At 40.8% G+C, this 15,165-nt stretch carries 13 protein-coding genes; 6 read left to right on the plus strand and 7 right to left on the minus strand.

Going from position 1 to position 15,165, the window contains the following annotated elements; translation table 11 throughout:
- Positions 1 to 547: 547 nt before the first annotated feature.
- The 7 genes from R7Q39_RS25435 to dusA form a co-directional block, all read right to left on the minus strand.
- Positions 548 to 1,327, minus strand: coding sequence for a phosphoadenylyl-sulfate reductase (locus tag R7Q39_RS25435; RefSeq protein ID WP_005382748.1), 780 nt, complete (start codon positions 1,325 to 1,327; stop codon positions 548 to 550).
- On the minus strand, positions 1,320 to 3,056 hold the full coding sequence (cysI, locus tag R7Q39_RS25440; RefSeq protein WP_033907310.1) for an assimilatory sulfite reductase (NADPH) hemoprotein subunit: 1,737 nt from the start codon (positions 3,054 to 3,056) through the stop codon (positions 1,320 to 1,322). Before cysI ends, R7Q39_RS25435 begins: the two co-directional genes overlap by 8 nt.
- Entirely contained in the window at positions 3,056 to 4,927 is a 1,872-nt protein-coding gene (locus R7Q39_RS25445) for an assimilatory sulfite reductase (NADPH) flavoprotein subunit (protein ID WP_017821725.1), read from the minus strand. Before R7Q39_RS25445 ends, cysI begins: the two co-directional genes overlap by 1 nt.
- Before the next feature lie 117 nt (positions 4,928 to 5,044).
- Complete coding sequence (locus R7Q39_RS25450) at positions 5,045 to 5,275, minus strand: hypothetical protein (protein WP_005381264.1); 231 nt, start codon at positions 5,273 to 5,275, stop codon at positions 5,045 to 5,047.
- A gap of 157 nt (positions 5,276 to 5,432) precedes the next feature.
- Complete coding sequence (locus R7Q39_RS25455; protein WP_033907308.1) at positions 5,433 to 6,092, minus strand: TIGR04219 family outer membrane beta-barrel protein; 660 nt, start codon at positions 6,090 to 6,092, stop codon at positions 5,433 to 5,435.
- Between the two features lie 98 nt (positions 6,093 to 6,190).
- Entirely contained in the window at positions 6,191 to 6,406 is a 216-nt protein-coding gene (pspG, locus tag R7Q39_RS25460) for an envelope stress response protein PspG (RefSeq protein ID WP_005381266.1), read from the minus strand.
- Positions 6,407 to 6,570: 164 nt separating this feature from the next.
- A complete protein-coding gene (gene dusA / locus R7Q39_RS25465; protein WP_318077044.1) occupies positions 6,571 to 7,551 on the minus strand; it encodes a tRNA dihydrouridine(20/20a) synthase DusA in 981 nt (326 codons plus the stop codon).
- A 245-nt stretch (positions 7,552 to 7,796) separates the two neighbouring features.
- On the opposite strand from dusA, the gene R7Q39_RS25470 reads away from it, so the two are divergent.
- The 6 genes from R7Q39_RS25470 to ptuB all read left to right on the plus strand — a co-directional run bounded on the left by R7Q39_RS25470 (position 7,797) and on the right by ptuB (position 15,131).
- Positions 7,797 to 8,864: a site-specific integrase gene (locus R7Q39_RS25470; RefSeq protein ID WP_318077045.1), complete on the plus strand. Its 1,068-nt coding sequence runs from the start codon at positions 7,797 to 7,799 to the stop codon at positions 8,862 to 8,864.
- Positions 8,865 to 9,124: 260 nt separating this feature from the next.
- A complete protein-coding gene (locus tag R7Q39_RS25475; protein ID WP_318077046.1) occupies positions 9,125 to 10,219 on the plus strand; it encodes a site-specific integrase in 1,095 nt (364 codons plus the stop codon).
- A gap of 93 nt (positions 10,220 to 10,312) precedes the next feature.
- On the plus strand, positions 10,313 to 11,365 hold the full coding sequence (locus R7Q39_RS25480) for a helicase RepA family protein (protein WP_318077047.1): 1,053 nt from the start codon (positions 10,313 to 10,315) through the stop codon (positions 11,363 to 11,365).
- A 415-nt stretch (positions 11,366 to 11,780) separates the two neighbouring features.
- Positions 11,781 to 12,803, plus strand: a complete 1,023-nt coding sequence (locus R7Q39_RS25485) for a retron St85 family RNA-directed DNA polymerase (protein WP_318077048.1) — start codon at positions 11,781 to 11,783, stop codon at positions 12,801 to 12,803.
- The gene (gene ptuA / locus R7Q39_RS25490) at positions 12,796 to 14,478 is read left to right on the plus strand and encodes a retron Ec78 anti-phage system effector ATPase PtuA (RefSeq protein ID WP_318077049.1); all 1,683 of its coding nucleotides are present in this window, start codon (positions 12,796 to 12,798) and stop codon (positions 14,476 to 14,478) included. Before R7Q39_RS25485 ends, ptuA begins: the two co-directional genes overlap by 8 nt.
- On the plus strand, positions 14,475 to 15,131 hold the full coding sequence (gene ptuB / locus R7Q39_RS25495; RefSeq protein ID WP_318077050.1) for a retron Ec78 anti-phage system effector HNH endonuclease PtuB: 657 nt from the start codon (positions 14,475 to 14,477) through the stop codon (positions 15,129 to 15,131). Before ptuA ends, ptuB begins: the two co-directional genes overlap by 4 nt.
- Positions 15,132 to 15,165 lie beyond the last annotated feature (34 nt).

Genomic DNA, 15,165 nt, shown 5'->3' on the forward strand with positions numbered 1-15,165 from the left:
ACATAAGTAATGTTTGAATTGACTGTGCTGAATCTTTCGATTCAATGGTCACTTCGTTTCATTGAAACCTAATTTGATACTGAAGTATCGAATTGGATTATCATCAACGAGTGCCCACACAGATTGATAGGTCTATATTGTTAAAGAGCAACTCTTCTTTGTGATTGACATCACTTCGGAAGAGGCGGCCATTCTAGCGAGATAATTTATCGTGTCAAACACTTTCTTCAAATTATTTCGTTTTTCTTTTCAGCCTTATCAACTTCGCTTAAACCCTTCTGAGCCCTTGCCCTGTCGACGAGGAGGCATTATAGAGATCGCGCTCACATTGGCAAGTGTTATTTTTCAAAAATTGCAAAAATAATGGTTAAACGATGAGTTTTCGATCAAACCTTTATTTATTCAACTTTACCCCAAACTCTCACACAACTTATCCACAGAGTTGTGCTTTGAGACGTATTTTTCAAGTACCATAAATAAAGAAAGCTGCTTTATTGCAGCTATCTTTATTAAACTTAACCTAAACTCTATTTAAAGAGTATTATGGCTATATGCCAGACCCATCTTGTTCAGAGCCATCATCTTCGTGTAGGCCACATTCTCGCTTTAAGCCAAAGAATCGAGTTTCTTCCTCTGACATTCCCGGCTCCCATTTACGAGTGGTATGTGTATCACCAACTGAAAGGTAACCTTCATCCCACAATGGGTGGTATTTAAGGCCGTGTTGTTCTAAGTAGTAATGAACGTCTTTATTAGTCCAATCAATTACTGGTAGAAATTTAAACACACCGTTCTGAATGGATAGAATCGGTAAACCTGCACGAGATTTACTTTGCTCTCGACGCAATCCAGAGAACCACGTTCCAACATTAAGCTCTTTTAACGCTCGACGCATCGGCTCAACTTTATTGAGCTTGTTGTATTTTTCAATTCCCTCTACGCCCTGCTCCCATAATTTTCCATATCGAGCTTCTTGCCAATTCGCACTTTCTTTGGCTCGATAAACTTTTAAATTTAGGTTGAGAGCATCTGTCAGCTCATCGATAAATCGGTACGTCTCAGCAAACAGGTAACCAGTATCGGTTAGAATGACGGGGATGTCCGCTTTAGCGCGAGTAACTAAATGAAGCATAACCGCGGCTTGAATACCAAAACTAGAAGAAACCGCGAACTCGCCTTCTAGATTATCTAAAGCCCACGCTACTCTCTCTTGTGCTGAAAGCTTTTCGAGCTCGACATTAATTTGAGCAAGACGGAGGATTTGCTCCGTCTTTGTTAATGTCAGTAACTCTGTGAGCTCCAGCTTGGATGCTACAGAATCAAGCATGAAAGTCCCTCTTTGATACGAGCACTTCTTGGATAATGCCAGCACGAATAGTGAAATCGCCAAAGGCTTCGCCTTCTTCACGCTCTTTCGACCATCGAGCCACCAGCAGATCAATCTCTTCTAAGATTTGCTTATCCGTGATGTTCTCTTTATACATTTTAGGTACTCGAGTACCAGCACGGTTACCACCTAGGTGCAAGTTGTAACGACCCGGCGCTTTGCCAACTAGACCAATTTCAGCCAACATTGCGCGACCACAACCATTTGGACACCCAGTTACACGCAAAATGATGTTGTCATTTTCTGGTAGGTTGTGCTTCTCCAGAATCCCCTCCACATCAGTAACAAACTGAGGAAGGAAACGTTCAGCTTCTGCCATCGCTAGCGGACAAGTTGGAAAAGCAACACACGCCATTGAGTTCTTACGCTGTTCACTTACGCCGTCGTCCATTAAGCCATGTTCACGAGCGATCTTTTCAATTTTCGCTTTTTCGTTTTTAGGTACACCCGCAACAATTAGGTTTTGGTTCGCTGTCATGCGGAAATCGCCTTTGTGGATTTTGGCAATTTCAGCAACACCCGTCTTAAGTGGTTTACCTGGAAAGTCTAATAAGCGACCGTTTTCGATGAAAAGCGCTAAATGATATTTACCATCAATTCCTTCTACCCAGCCAATACGGTCACCACGTTCTGTGAATTCATATGGACGGCTTTGCTCAAACTTAACACCAGCACGTTTCTCGACTTCCGCTTTAAAGACATCGCTACCTACACGATCCAATGTGTATTTGGTTTTTGCGTTCTTACGGTTTGAACGGTTACCCCAGTCGCGCTGAGTTGTTACTACAGCTTCGGCAACATCAAGTGTCTTGTCCAGCGGAATAAAGCCAAAGTCGTCAGCGCGGCGCGGATAAGTTGATGTATCGCCATGCGTCATCGCTAAGCCGCCGCCGACCAGGACGTTAAAACCAACCAGCTTGCCGTTATCTGCAATCGCTACGAAGTTGAGATCGTTAGCGTGTACATCTACGTCATTTTGCGGTGGGATAACCACTGTGGTTTTAAACTTACGTGGTAAGTAGTTCTTGCCTAGAATCGGTTCGTCTTCTTCCGTGCTTTCAACTTTTTCACCGTCTAGCCAAATCTCTGCATAAGCGCGTGTTTTCGGAAGCAGGTGTTCACTGATTCTCTTCGCCCATTCGTAAGCTTCTTGGTGTAACTCTGACTCCACTGGATTAGTGGTACACAACACGTTACGGTTTACATCACCCGCGGTTGCAATCGAATCAATACCAATACTGTTGAGCGTTTGATGCATCAACTTAATATTCGGTTTTAATACCCCATGAAACTGGAACGTTTGGCGAGTCGTCAGACGAATACTTCCATATAAAGAGTGCTCCGTTGCGAACTTGTCGATCGCTAACCATTGCGTTGGCGTGATGATGCCTCCAGGCATACGAGCACGAAGCATCACATTATGTAATGGTTCCAGTTTTTGCTTTGTGCGTTCATTACGGATATCACGATCGTCTTGTTGATACATACCGTGGAAACGAATTAACTGGAAGTTGTCGGCAGTAAAGCCACCAGTAATACGGTCCTGTAAATCTTGCTCAATGGTGCCACGTAATAAGTTGCTTTCTCGCTTCAGGCGCTCGTTATCAGATAGCGGCCCTAACTCTTCACCTAATACAACCTGCTTATTATTGTCCGTAGAAAAAGTCATTAGTACACATCCCTCTGATAACGTTTCGCTTTACGTAGGTCATTAATAAATTGTTCTGCATCGTCACGCGGCATCTTGCCTTCTTGTTCAGCAACGATAACCAATGCGTCGTGCACATCTTTTGCCATACGCGTTGCATCACCGCAGACATAGATATAAGCGCCTTCTTGGATCCACTGCCACACTTGAGCTGCGTTTTCTAAGATGCGATGTTGTACGTAAACCTTTTCTACTTGGTCACGACTAAAGGCAACATCCAATCGGCTTAGTACTCCTGACTTGAGATACTTTTGCCATTCCACTTGGTACAAGAAGTCTTGAGTGAACGTGCGATCACCAAAGAACAACCAGTTTTTGCCTTCAGCATCGCGGTTTTCACGCTCCTGAATAAAGCTACGGAATGGTGCGATCCCTGTGCCAGGACCAACCATGATAATTGGAGTGCTATCATCTTCCGGCAGTTTGAAGTTGTTGTTATGCTCAACAAATACTTTAACTTCACCCCCCTCTTCGAGACGCTGTGCTAAGAAACTAGACGCACCACCATATCGTTTTTCGTCGTTTTGTTCGTACTCAACCAAAGCAACCGTTAGGTGTACTTCTTCATCGACCTCTTCTTGGCTTGATGCAATAGAGTAAAGGCGTGGAGTAAGGCGACGAAGCAAACCAATCAATTCATCTGCGGTTAACTTGGTTTTCTTTTCTGCCAGTACATCAACGATTTGAGTATTTGCAGAGTACTCGCGAAGCTTATCTTTATCTTCAACTAACTTTTGTAGCTTCTTGCTACCGGATAACTCGGCAAACTTTGTGATGAGCTGCGGGTTAGATGTTGTGATTTCATATTTACTCACAAGAGCACTGTGGATTGACAAGCTTTCACCATCAACGTCAACAGTCTCAACCCCAGACAAACCGACCTTACCAAGAATGGCATTTGCAAGTTCCGAGCTATTTTCAAACCACACACCTAGTGCATCACCTGGCTGATACGTTAAGCCCGAGCCTTCTAAGTCGATTTCTATATGACGAACGTCTTTTCCAGAGTCACGGCCCGTGATTTTTTGACTGGTCAGTAACGTCGCAGTGTACGGATTTTGTTTATTGTAAGGAGAGTGCGCAGTCGCAGCTTGACCCACAGGAAGTTGAACCACATCCGCTTCAGAGCCAGAAGACAGTGTATCTTTTACCTTGTCTAACGCATTCTTACGCCATTCAGTTGCAGGGGCTTCATAATCCACATCGCAATCAAGACGCTCGATAAATGGAGTCGCGCCTAGCTTTGATAGGTAAGTGTCGAAGTCTTTACCGGTCTGACAGAAGAACTCGTAGCTAGAATCTCCCAATGCAATAACACCATATTGCAGGTTTGGCAGCTTAGGAGCCTTCTTCGATTGCAAAAACTCATGTAGCTCAATGGCATTGTCTGGCGCTTCGCCTTCGCCGTTAGTCGATGCCACAATAATGACATGCGTTTCTTTGGCTAAGTTTTTACCTTTGTAATCGCTTGCATCAAAAAGTTCGACTGCAATTCCTTCTGCTTTTGCTTCCTGTTCCAGAGCTTCAGCAACACCTTTAGCATTGCCCGTTTGGGAAGCAAAAATAATACTCAACTTACCTGCTGGCTTCGCTGATACGGCTGCCGTTGCTTGTGCAATTGGCGTTACCGCTGTGTTTGGTTGATTTTGAGCTAATCCCCAAAAATACCCACTGACCCAAGCAAGTTGCTGTGAAGACAACTCAGAGACAGTTTGTTGGAGTGAGCTAATTTGTTGGTCATTCAGAGGGCTTGCGATTGGAGGATTTCCTCCTTGCCCATTATTATCTTCAGACACATTCTTGTGAGAATACTCATTCTTTTGAAAAGACATTATCACGACATCCCTATTCATTGCGTGACGATAGAGTACCCACTCTCCTTAATAACAAGAAAGAATAGAAGTGAATGTTTTATAACTTTTTGGAAGTAAGAACGGCTTACTTTTTGCTCATCGATCTTCAATGCGGACTTGTTGAAAGCCTACTGCCATTGCCGATTTTGACGCAGTATCCAAATCTTCATAAAGACATTCTTCGCCGTGACTGTCCGTTAGAAAAACAAAACCACCGCGCGCATGTCTGAACTCTACAACCCAACCACCCTCTTGGATTGCAGGCTCAATAATCGCTTCGATAAGCTGATTTTCACGGAATAGATGTCTTAGTTCATTTATTGTCATCGCTATCCCTGCTTTAACTTTCACATTGCTCCTAGGTAAGCATGGTCTAAGTCAGCCAAATAGGGAGAAATTTCGATTAGATATAATGAAGTGATATAAAAAAACGCCGCTTATAAAGCGACGTTTTAAGTAAATCGAGTATCTAACATGGCTGAATTTAGAACGCGTATTCCGCACTCACAAAGAAGCCGTTAGCAAAAATAAACTCTTTCCCTAGATCCGACATGAATTTATCGGACTCTAAATCAATCACACGGTAACCTCCACGAAAAGCCAGTCGAGCTTTTTCGAGCGGTACATTGTATTGTACACCTGCCATGAAATCGGTGCTTTTGATACCTTTGTTGTCACCAAAGTTTATCTCACCAATCACATCAAAGTTTGTATCCGGAACTTGAATTTCTGCGTAACCATACCAAGCCCAAATCAGCTCATCAAATTCTTCTACACGCCTGCTTGAGCCAGCATCAATGTATTTAGTGTCACTTAAATTACTTAACGTGAGACCCGCATCAAAGTGCAATAAATCATGCTCTAGAACGTGGTAATACAAGGTTAAATCGAGCTTATCGAACCCCATGTAATCCGCATCAACACTTGAGTAACGAAGGCGCGCATTAGGGACGTATTTAACATCATGTTCAATCGCCGCGTAAAAAGTGCCCGCGGTACTGCTATCTCGTCTCACTTCATTAACTTTAGTGTCGGCAGCCCATACCTCTGCGCCGACTTTTGTCGATACAGAGTACTCTGCAAAAACAGGAAAAGATACTGCCAACGATAATGCCGTTAAAGCGATGTTCGCTTTATTTGTCATGTAGTATTTACTCCGAGATAGCTGATATTCACGTAGAGGACGTGGGAGGAAATATACCATATTCTCACGCCTCTCCATCAACTAAATGATGTTACTCATTATTTATAGCGGGGCTGAGCGACGTAATTCTTGAAGAACCAAATACCCAATGCAATCACGATTAACCATGGTAATAGTTTGAGTACCGCTCCAACCATTCCCAGTAAAAACATCACAACTAACGCAATACCAGTTGCTGCGAATACGGTCATCATTGTGATACCCGTAACCAACAAGGTCGCCGCAAAGACTAAAATAAAGATTAGCTCCAACATAATCACTTCTCCATTTGTTTTCAATAAACAGAGCAGTTTCCATACCAACTTATAGAGAAGAATTTAAGATTATGATTTTTAATAAAAAAACAAAACCAGAGGCATTTCTGCACTCTGGCTTTATCATTCTTTAGTTGGTAATTTTAGCCATTCACTGGCGAATTTTACACATTCAATTCTTTTGGAATCTTAGCTAGCGCGTCTTGCAATACTTCTAGACCAGAACCTGGTTTGTGCGCATTTTCACTGATATGACGACGCCATTGACGAGCACCGGGCATGCTTTGGAACAAACCTAACATGTGACGGGTAATGTGACCAAGGTACGCACCTTTCGCTAATTGCGCTTCAATGTATGGGTACATCTCTTCAACAATTTCGCTGCGTTTCTTCACTGGAGCGTTAGAGCCAAACAACTCTTGGTCTACCGATGCCAGTAGATATGGGCTTTGGTATGCTTCACGACCAATCATCACACCGTCAAGATGCTGAAGATGTGCTTTTGCTTCTTCTAATGACTTCACGCCACCGTTAATCGCAATCGTTAGGTGTGAGAAGTCTTGCTTCAATTGGTAAGCGCGTGGGTAATCCAATGGTGGGATCTCACGGTTTTCTTTTGGGCTTAAACCACTTAACCAAGCTTTACGAGCATGGATAGTGAACTGCTCACAGCCACCCTTTTCTGAAACAATAGAAACGAAATCCGTTAAGAACTCGTAAGAATCTTGATCATCAATACCAATGCGAGTCTTGACTGTTACAGGGATATCGACCACGTCTTTCATTGCTGCGACACAATCCGCAACTAACTGCGGTTCAGCCATTAGGCAAGCACCAAATCGACCGTTTTGTACGCGGTCAGATGGACATCCCACATTTAGGTTAATCTCATCGTAGCCACGCTCTTGCGCTAGCTTGGCACACGTAGCCAAATCTGCTGGGTTTGAACCACCAAGTTGAAGGGCTAACGGATGCTCTTCTTCGTTATAAGCCAGGAAATCTCCTTTTCCATGAATGATCGCACCTGTCGTCACCATTTCAGTGTACAGCAGGGTTTCTTTGGTCATTAAGCGATGGAAGTAGCGACAATGACGATCAGTCCAATCTAACATCGGAGCAACTGAAAGGCGAGAAGATGGGTGCATGTTGTGAAAATCCCTAAGTATCATTAACTTACAGCAAAAGCCACTTAAGGGCATTGCAATATATTCCGTCCGATTTTAGCTGATTTTAGCTTTGAGGGACTGATAGGGGATAGCTTGAGGGACATTAACAGTCCCCAAAAAATCCTTAGTGGCGCGGATTATAGCGATTACAAGCTACTGCATCAACGCGCCACTAATTTACACACGCCAAAACACCTCCAAATTTGAAAGTATGAGAGGCAAGAATGGCAACTATTAATATTGAAAAGGTTCAACGTAAAACGGGCATTAAATACAAAGCTCGCGTGCGCGCATCACGTCACAACAAAAGAGTATTTGAAAAATCAAAAACATTCGAAAAAAAAGCGCTTGCATTAGCTTGGGCAAAGCAGGTTGTTCAAGATCTTAATGAGAATGGTATCCCTTCTATTGATATTCCTAAAAAAAGTATTTTGATTGGCGACTTAATCACGCTATACCTTGAGGATCAAATAACTTCGAAAAATCTAGGTCGTTCCAAAACTGCTGTACTTAGACGGCTACGAAGCTACGACATAGCTTTAGTAGAGGCAGATCAATTAACCGCTACTCACTTGGTTCGACACTGCAGAGAAAGACTCAACGAACCAACAGCACCACTCCCCCAAACCGTGTATCAAGACGTCACTTATCTACGGAGTGTTATCAACGTTGCAGGGCCGATATTTGGCTACAAAGCTAATATCCACGCTCACAATGAGGCCATCCCTACGCTCGTAAAGTACGGATTAATTGGTCGAAGTGACAAGCGTGATCGCCGCCCAACCAAAGACGAGTTGATTATTGCCGAAGAGGGACTACGAAAAAGGCAGAATCACCGAGCATCACATATCCCATTAGTAGACATTTTCCACATTTCGATTTTGACCTGTATGCGGCTAGGAGAAATTACTCGTATAACGTGGGGCGATTTAAATGTAGGAGATAGAACCTTAACCATTCGAGATCGTAAAGACCCACGTAATCAAAAAGGCAATCACTCTACTATCCCACTTTTCCCCGAAGCCCTAAAGGTTATTCAACGACAGCCAAAAATAGATGAGCGGATTTTTCCATACAACTCAAAATCAGTTAGCGCTGCTTGGCAACGTATGTGTCGTGAACAGGGCATAATAGATCTTCACTATCACGACCTGAGAGCAGAAGGTGCCTGTCAACTATTCGAACGTGGCTTAAATATTGTAGAAATATCAAAAATCACCGGACATAGAGACATCAATGTGCTGAACAACATTTATCTTCGAGTGGGTGTCAGCAATGCTCACCATCGCTAGCAGTGAGAATATTTTTAAAAACATAGCCATTTTGTGAAGTGAATCACAAAATATTTTAAATGAATAAATACATAAAAATCAACAACTTATAATTTTACTATTTGGTAGTAAATTGGCATATATGTGCTAATTTACTACCAAACACCACCGTAAGTAACTGATAAATATTAGTTAATTTTATTTTTCCCAAATTTCCAAGTTCAGACTTTATGGTTTAGCATCACCTGCAGTTGATAAAACTCAATTTAAAGGAGATGTATATGCCATCTGTATTTATTGAAAAGGTGAATTCAAAGAAAGGGGTTACCAAGTTTAAAGTACGCTTTCGTACTCAGGATGGTGACCCAGTGAAAGGTCAAGTAACTCGAACATTTTGTTCTCTTGCAAAAGCGAATGCCTTCAAAAAACGACAAGTAGAACAGTTTACTAAAGGTAATTTCAGTATTTTTTTCTATACAAAGAAAAATACTGAAAAGGAAACAGTTGGAACTATTCTGATCGACTATTTAGTAAATAAATCGACATCAGATAACATCGCACCTAGATCTAAACCGCTGCTAAAACGTATTGCGACTCAATCTCCTATTAGAGACATTCCGGCAGAGAACCTTGCAGGCCATCATTGGTATGATTTAGCTCGATTTATGGAACAAGAATGGAAGATCAAACCCCAAACTGCATCTAATTATCTATCAACACTAAAGTCTGCATTAAAAAGATGTAAGGTCGTTTTGAATTATAAAATCGAATTAAATGGCTATTCAGAAGGTATGTCGGTTGCAAGATTTGATGGTTATGCAGCAGAAAGTGAAGCTAGAACTATTAGGCCGACGAAGAGCTGTCTCAAAAACATCGAGGTAGCACTAATAAAAGAAAAACTATCACAACGTCGCAAAATTCCGATGTTAGAGATATTCAAATTTGCTCTTGGTTCCGCTCTAAGATTGAGTGAAATATGTGGAAAAATTACTTGGCAGGATTTAGATGAAGAAAAACGCACCTTAACAATAAGAAAGCGCAAGACTCCTAGACAAGGAAAAACTATAACATCTTGTTTTGAATTATCAAAAGAGTTGTTTGATATCCTCATATGCCAACCTAGAGGAAAAGATACAGATCCTATTTTTCCTTATAAGCCTGATTCAGTGGGTAGCGCTTGGCGGAGCTTAATGAAAGAACTGAATATAGAAGATCTACACTTTCATGATCTTCGCGCAGAAGCGATATGCAGGCTATTTGAAGCTAACTTATCACTAGCTGAAATTGCCAAGATATCAGGTCACCGAGATCTAAATACATTAAATAACTACTACTTGCGTTTGTTGCCAACATTACCAAGCAAGCTTGCTGCTTAAATAAAGAGCTAATTACATAAATTATTTTCTCCACCTCAAGTTAGGGGGAGTGGTTTCGCTCGCCCTAAATTCACTAAAATAGGTATTTCAACGATGATAAAACCAATTAACAAAATAATAGAAAAAGCAAAGTATCTTTTCGGGAAATTCAAATTTTCTCGTGGTTCTAGTGGGTATGAACATATTCAGGAATGGCTTGTAAAAAGCATTTTCCCTAAGTATTCCTTGGGAGTTATTTACGGAAAATCGGGGTCTAGAAAATCATTTATTGCAATTGATATAAGTTGTGCGATCGCTACTGGATCTTCATGGCAAGATCGAAAAACACACGCTGGAGCTGTTGTATATGTTGCAGCGGAAGGACAAGTTGGTATGTCGAGACGTGTTAGAGCATGGGAAATCGTGAATGGTAAAAAAGTAGAACACCTTTATATTCTCGGTCAAAGCGTAATTATGTCAGAACCATCAGCTAGAAATGATTTGGTTGAGTCTATTCGTCAAATTGAAGATACACATGGCGTCAAAGTCGAATTAATTGTCCTAGACACTTTAGCTAGGAATTTTGAAGGTGATGAGAATAGCTCTGATGCAATGGGTAAGTTCATTCGAGGTTGTGATTTGGTAAAAGAAGTCACCAAAGCATCTATTCTGTGTGTTCATCACAGTGGAAAAGATGCTTCCAGAGGTGGTAGAGGAAGTTCAGCACTTGTTGGCGCGTGTGACTTTGAGTTTCAAGTAAAACACGACTCCAAGACGGGGTTCACAACTCTCAGTAATACGAAGCAGAAAGACGCTGAAGCGGCAGCAGACATGGTGTTTGAGTTTAAGCCTATAGACTTAGGCATTACTTGCGAAGATGGGGAACCAGTTACCTCTCTTGCTTTACTTGCTCCTGCCACGCTCACAACAGACAAAACATGGGAAAACAATGTCTTGTTGATTGGATTGAACGAGGTTTTTGATGGACGCTGTACGAGAGCTGAACTACGAACTATCTTCCCCACCCCAAAAGGGTTAAAACCTAACTCCATAACAAAAAAGTTTGGTCGAGAGTTAGATCAGCTCGTCGAAGCAGGCAAAATTACAGTCCAACAATCTGGAGAAAAGGCTCAAGCAAATGACATAATTACTACAGTGACAAGTTAGAGCTTTGCTAGATGGTGATTTGATTTAATCACAAAGAGGGGGTGACAAGGTGACGCACATATATATGTGCGTCACCTTGTCACCCCCTTGTCTAATTTAAGCAAAGCGAGTTAGTTCATATTGCATTGATACGTATTTATACACTGTTCTTACGCTCAACACTGTTAATCTTTACTAGATTCAAATCATTGCTTTAACTGGAATTGTTCAACCTGATGGAACCAAACTAACGCGCTTATTTCTATAAACATTGTTAATATGAGGGTGTTGCAGTAACATTGTATTGCTCTTTAGCTTAGGACGAATTTCGTCTAGTCGGGTGATTAGCCAGACTCTAACTTATTGAACGGGATTGGGTTGCGAAATGCTCGTACATCTTCGCAGCCAAAACTCGTTCCTCCTTTAGGCTGCGAAGATGTACGAGCATTTCGCTGTCTCTAGTAAAGAGCTAAGCCCAAGAGCATCATTGCTTTTGGGCTTTTTTGTAGAGAGAAATATGAACTTAGTGAAACGACTGGCACGACACCTTGGGAAAAGTGAACTTGAAGTCATACATTTCTTAGCCGACGCTCCCAATAAATACAGAGTGTATAAAATCCCCAAACGCTCATATGGGCATAGGATTATCGCTCAACCAACAAGAGAGTTGAAGCAATACCAAAGAGCCTTTCTAGAGCTATACACATTTCCAGTTCACAGCTCGGCAACAGCTTACTGTAAAGGGAAAAGTATAAAAGATAATGCCCTATCACACGTAAAAAACCATTACCTACTAAAAACAGATTTAGAGAACTTTTTTAATTCGATTACGCCTAGCATTTTTTGGAAAAGCATCGAAACTAACTCTATAACTACTCCCAAATTCTCAGCATCGGAAATAGATCTAGTAGAAAGGCTGATTTTTTGGCGTCCGAGCAAACTTCAAGGTGGTAAATTGGTTTTAAGTGTTGGTGCTCCAAGTTCTCCTACAATCTCAAACTTCTGTCTTTACCAATTCGATGAATACTTGAGCCTTATCTGCAAAGAGCAAAACATATCTTACACTCGATATGCAGATGATTTAACTTTTTCAACATGTGAGAAAGACGTTTTACATACTGTAATCCCTTTGATCCAATCCTTGCTGGATTACATCTTCGCTTCTGAACTCAAGTTAAATCGCAGTAAGACTGTATTCTCATCCAAAGCACATAACAGACATGTAACAGGAGTTACTCTCAGTAATAAGGGCACACTTTCATTGGGTAGGGAGAGAAAGAGATACATCAAGCACCTAGTACATAGTTTCAAATACGGAAAACTGGATGACTCTGAAATTCGTCATCTGCAAGGTATGCTTTCTTTTGCAAAGCACATAGAACCAATTTTTATCGATAGGCTCAAAGAAAAGTATACGAACGAGCTAATTAAAAGAATTTACGAGGCGGGTCATGAATAATAAAACCAAAAATACAAAGGATCTTGAGCGAAAAGCTAGAAAGAATGAACTTTTACCGACCTTCCAGCTATACCAAAACTATAAATATGGACTTGACGATGTTGAGCCAAACGTAGATATATCTAATCATTACCTTAAGCAATGTATTGAGTATATAGAAGCAATAGCCGCTGAACCAGATAACGACTTAACTCCTAAGAACAAGCTGAACTTAGTTCAACTTGAACTATTCGATTTTCGAAAGTTTAAACACTTGCGTATGTCATTTGAGCCTAAATTAACAGTCATCATTGGTAACAATGGGCAAGGTAAAACGGCTCTTCTAAACTCAATATCAAAAACATTAAGCTGGCTAAACGCTAACATTTTAAAAGAAGATGGTCAGGGACAAAGACTAAGTGCTGAACGTGACATACGTCGAAACTCAGAAGCATCTTATGCTGATGTTTTTACCGAATTTAGCTTTGGGTCTGGTTTAAAGCGTATACCTGCTCGGCTATCTCGAGCTAAGCTAGGGTCAACGTCAAAAAGAGATAGTGAAATAAAGAATATAAAGGAACTGGCTAATATATTTAGGGTTGTGAACGATCAACATTTACTAAACCTACCCTTATGTGCATTTTATTCTGTAGACCGTTCATACCAACTACCTCGAAGTACTAAAGAAAACGCAGCTCTTCGAGAAGAACGTTTTGACGCTTATAATTTTGCATTAACTGGATCGGGAAAATTTGAGCACTTTGTAGAGTGGTTTATATCTCTACACAAAAAGTCCGTAAATGACAAATCTACAGAAATTGAAGAATTAAAACAGCAAGTAAAAGACTTAGAGTCTTCAGTTGAAAGTGGTATTACATCCTTAAAACCTATTTTAACTCAAGCGCAGAAGCAGCTAAATGATGCTCTACTAACACTTAAGATTGCTAACGAAAAGCATGTACTAACTGATGCTCAGACAAAAGAAATTGTTGTTAATGCAATCTGTAATGTGATTCCAAGTATCAGCAACATATGGGTAGAGACTGATTCAGGCTCTGATATTGTATTCGTAACCAATGACTCGATTGATATCACCATAGAGCAACTATCTGATGGTCAAAGAACTTTCTTAGGGCTTGTCGCAGACCTAGTTCGTCGACTAGTGATGCTAAACCCAAAACTAGAAAATCCTCTAAATGGTCAAGGTATCGTTCTCATCGATGAAATAGAACTACATTTACATCCTAAATGGCAGCAAGACGTCCTTCTGGATCTCCAACACTGCTTTCCAAATATTCAATTCATCGTTACAACTCACAGCCCTTTAGTTCTATCGACTGTAGAGAAGAATTGTATTCGTTATTTCAATGGCATTGATACTGATGGTTCTAGTCTCGTAGACATCCCTGACTTTCAAACAAAAGGAGTTATCAACTCTGATGTGCTTGAACAGCTTATGGGAACATTCGCTACGCCACAGCGTATTGAGGAAGCTCATTGGCTAAATGAATTTGAGACATTACTTGGGCAAGAAAGCTATGACAAAAATACAGATGCACAAGCAATTTATAACAAAATAAAACTTCACTTTGGTGAAAATAGTTATGAACTTAAAAAATGTGACAGTCAAATTAGAATTCAAAGCATGAAGCTTAAGGTGGCACAAAAAACTAAGATTAAAGGTGAAGAGCAATGAAAAAATTAACTCGCCACCCTTCTAAATGCTTAGACGGACTTACATTTGGTGAAACAGAATGGATGGATGCTCCTAAAGACATAATATGGGCCGAATTAGACAAACTACAAAACGGTTTTTGTGCGTATTGTGAATGTAAATTATCTCGCAAGCACATAGAGCATTTTAGAACTAGAAATATGTATCCAAAAGAAACATATAACTGGAGCAATTTGTTCGGCTCTTGTGGTGATAGTTCCAAACAAGGTGGTTGGCAGCGCTGTGGAATCTACAAAGATAATGGTGCTGGTCAATATGATGTCAACGACCTTATAAAGCCAGATCAAGATGACCCTAGCCAATATTTGCGTTTCTTGACTACTGGTAAAGTAATTCCTAGAAACGAGCTAACTCAACCCCAAAAAAGAAAAGCAGAAGAAACAATTCGGGTATTCAACCTCAACAACGATACCGTAGTGTTCAATAGCCGCAAAACTGCTATCTTGGCTGTGCTACCTGAAGTAAATGAACTTTATGAAATGCTAGAGCAGCTAGATGATGACTTTACAATAAAAGACTGGCATTTACTCTTAGATTCTTCGATTTCAGATATCAAAGAGCTAGAGTTTCAAACCGCCTTAGAGCACTCATTTCGATACAATCAAGCTTATTGAATAGCATAGATTAGAGCTGATACTTAAATTTGAA

This window comes from Vibrio sp. 947 (assembly GCF_033339115.1).
GTDB lineage: Bacteria > Pseudomonadota > Gammaproteobacteria > Enterobacterales > Vibrionaceae > Vibrio > Vibrio alginolyticus.

Coding starts and splice junctions, on each gene's coding strand:
- R7Q39_RS25480 (WP_318077047.1), top strand. CDS start 10,313: ATGATAAAACCAATTAACAAAATAATAGAAAAAGCAAAGTATCTTTTC.
- pspG (WP_005381266.1), bottom strand. CDS start 6,406: ATGTTGGAGCTAATCTTTATTTTAGTCTTTGCGGCGACCTTGTTGGTT.
- ptuA (WP_318077049.1), top strand. CDS start 12,796: ATGAATAATAAAACCAAAAATACAAAGGATCTTGAGCGAAAAGCTAGA.
- R7Q39_RS25450 (WP_005381264.1), bottom strand. CDS start 5,275: ATGACAATAAATGAACTAAGACATCTATTCCGTGAAAATCAGCTTATC.
- R7Q39_RS25445 (WP_017821725.1), bottom strand. CDS start 4,927: ATGTCTTTTCAAAAGAATGAGTATTCTCACAAGAATGTGTCTGAAGAT.
- R7Q39_RS25435 (WP_005382748.1), bottom strand. CDS start 1,327: ATGCTTGATTCTGTAGCATCCAAGCTGGAGCTCACAGAGTTACTGACA.
- dusA (WP_318077044.1), bottom strand. CDS start 7,551: ATGCACCCATCTTCTCGCCTTTCAGTTGCTCCGATGTTAGATTGGACT.
- R7Q39_RS25475 (WP_318077046.1), top strand. CDS start 9,125: ATGCCATCTGTATTTATTGAAAAGGTGAATTCAAAGAAAGGGGTTACC.
- R7Q39_RS25455 (WP_033907308.1), bottom strand. CDS start 6,092: ATGACAAATAAAGCGAACATCGCTTTAACGGCATTATCGTTGGCAGTA.
- ptuB (WP_318077050.1), top strand. CDS start 14,475: ATGAAAAAATTAACTCGCCACCCTTCTAAATGCTTAGACGGACTTACA.
- cysI (WP_033907310.1), bottom strand. CDS start 3,056: ATGACTTTTTCTACGGACAATAATAAGCAGGTTGTATTAGGTGAAGAG.
- R7Q39_RS25485 (WP_318077048.1), top strand. CDS start 11,781: ATGTACGAGCATTTCGCTGTCTCTAGTAAAGAGCTAAGCCCAAGAGCA.
- R7Q39_RS25470 (WP_318077045.1), top strand. CDS start 7,797: ATGGCAACTATTAATATTGAAAAGGTTCAACGTAAAACGGGCATTAAA.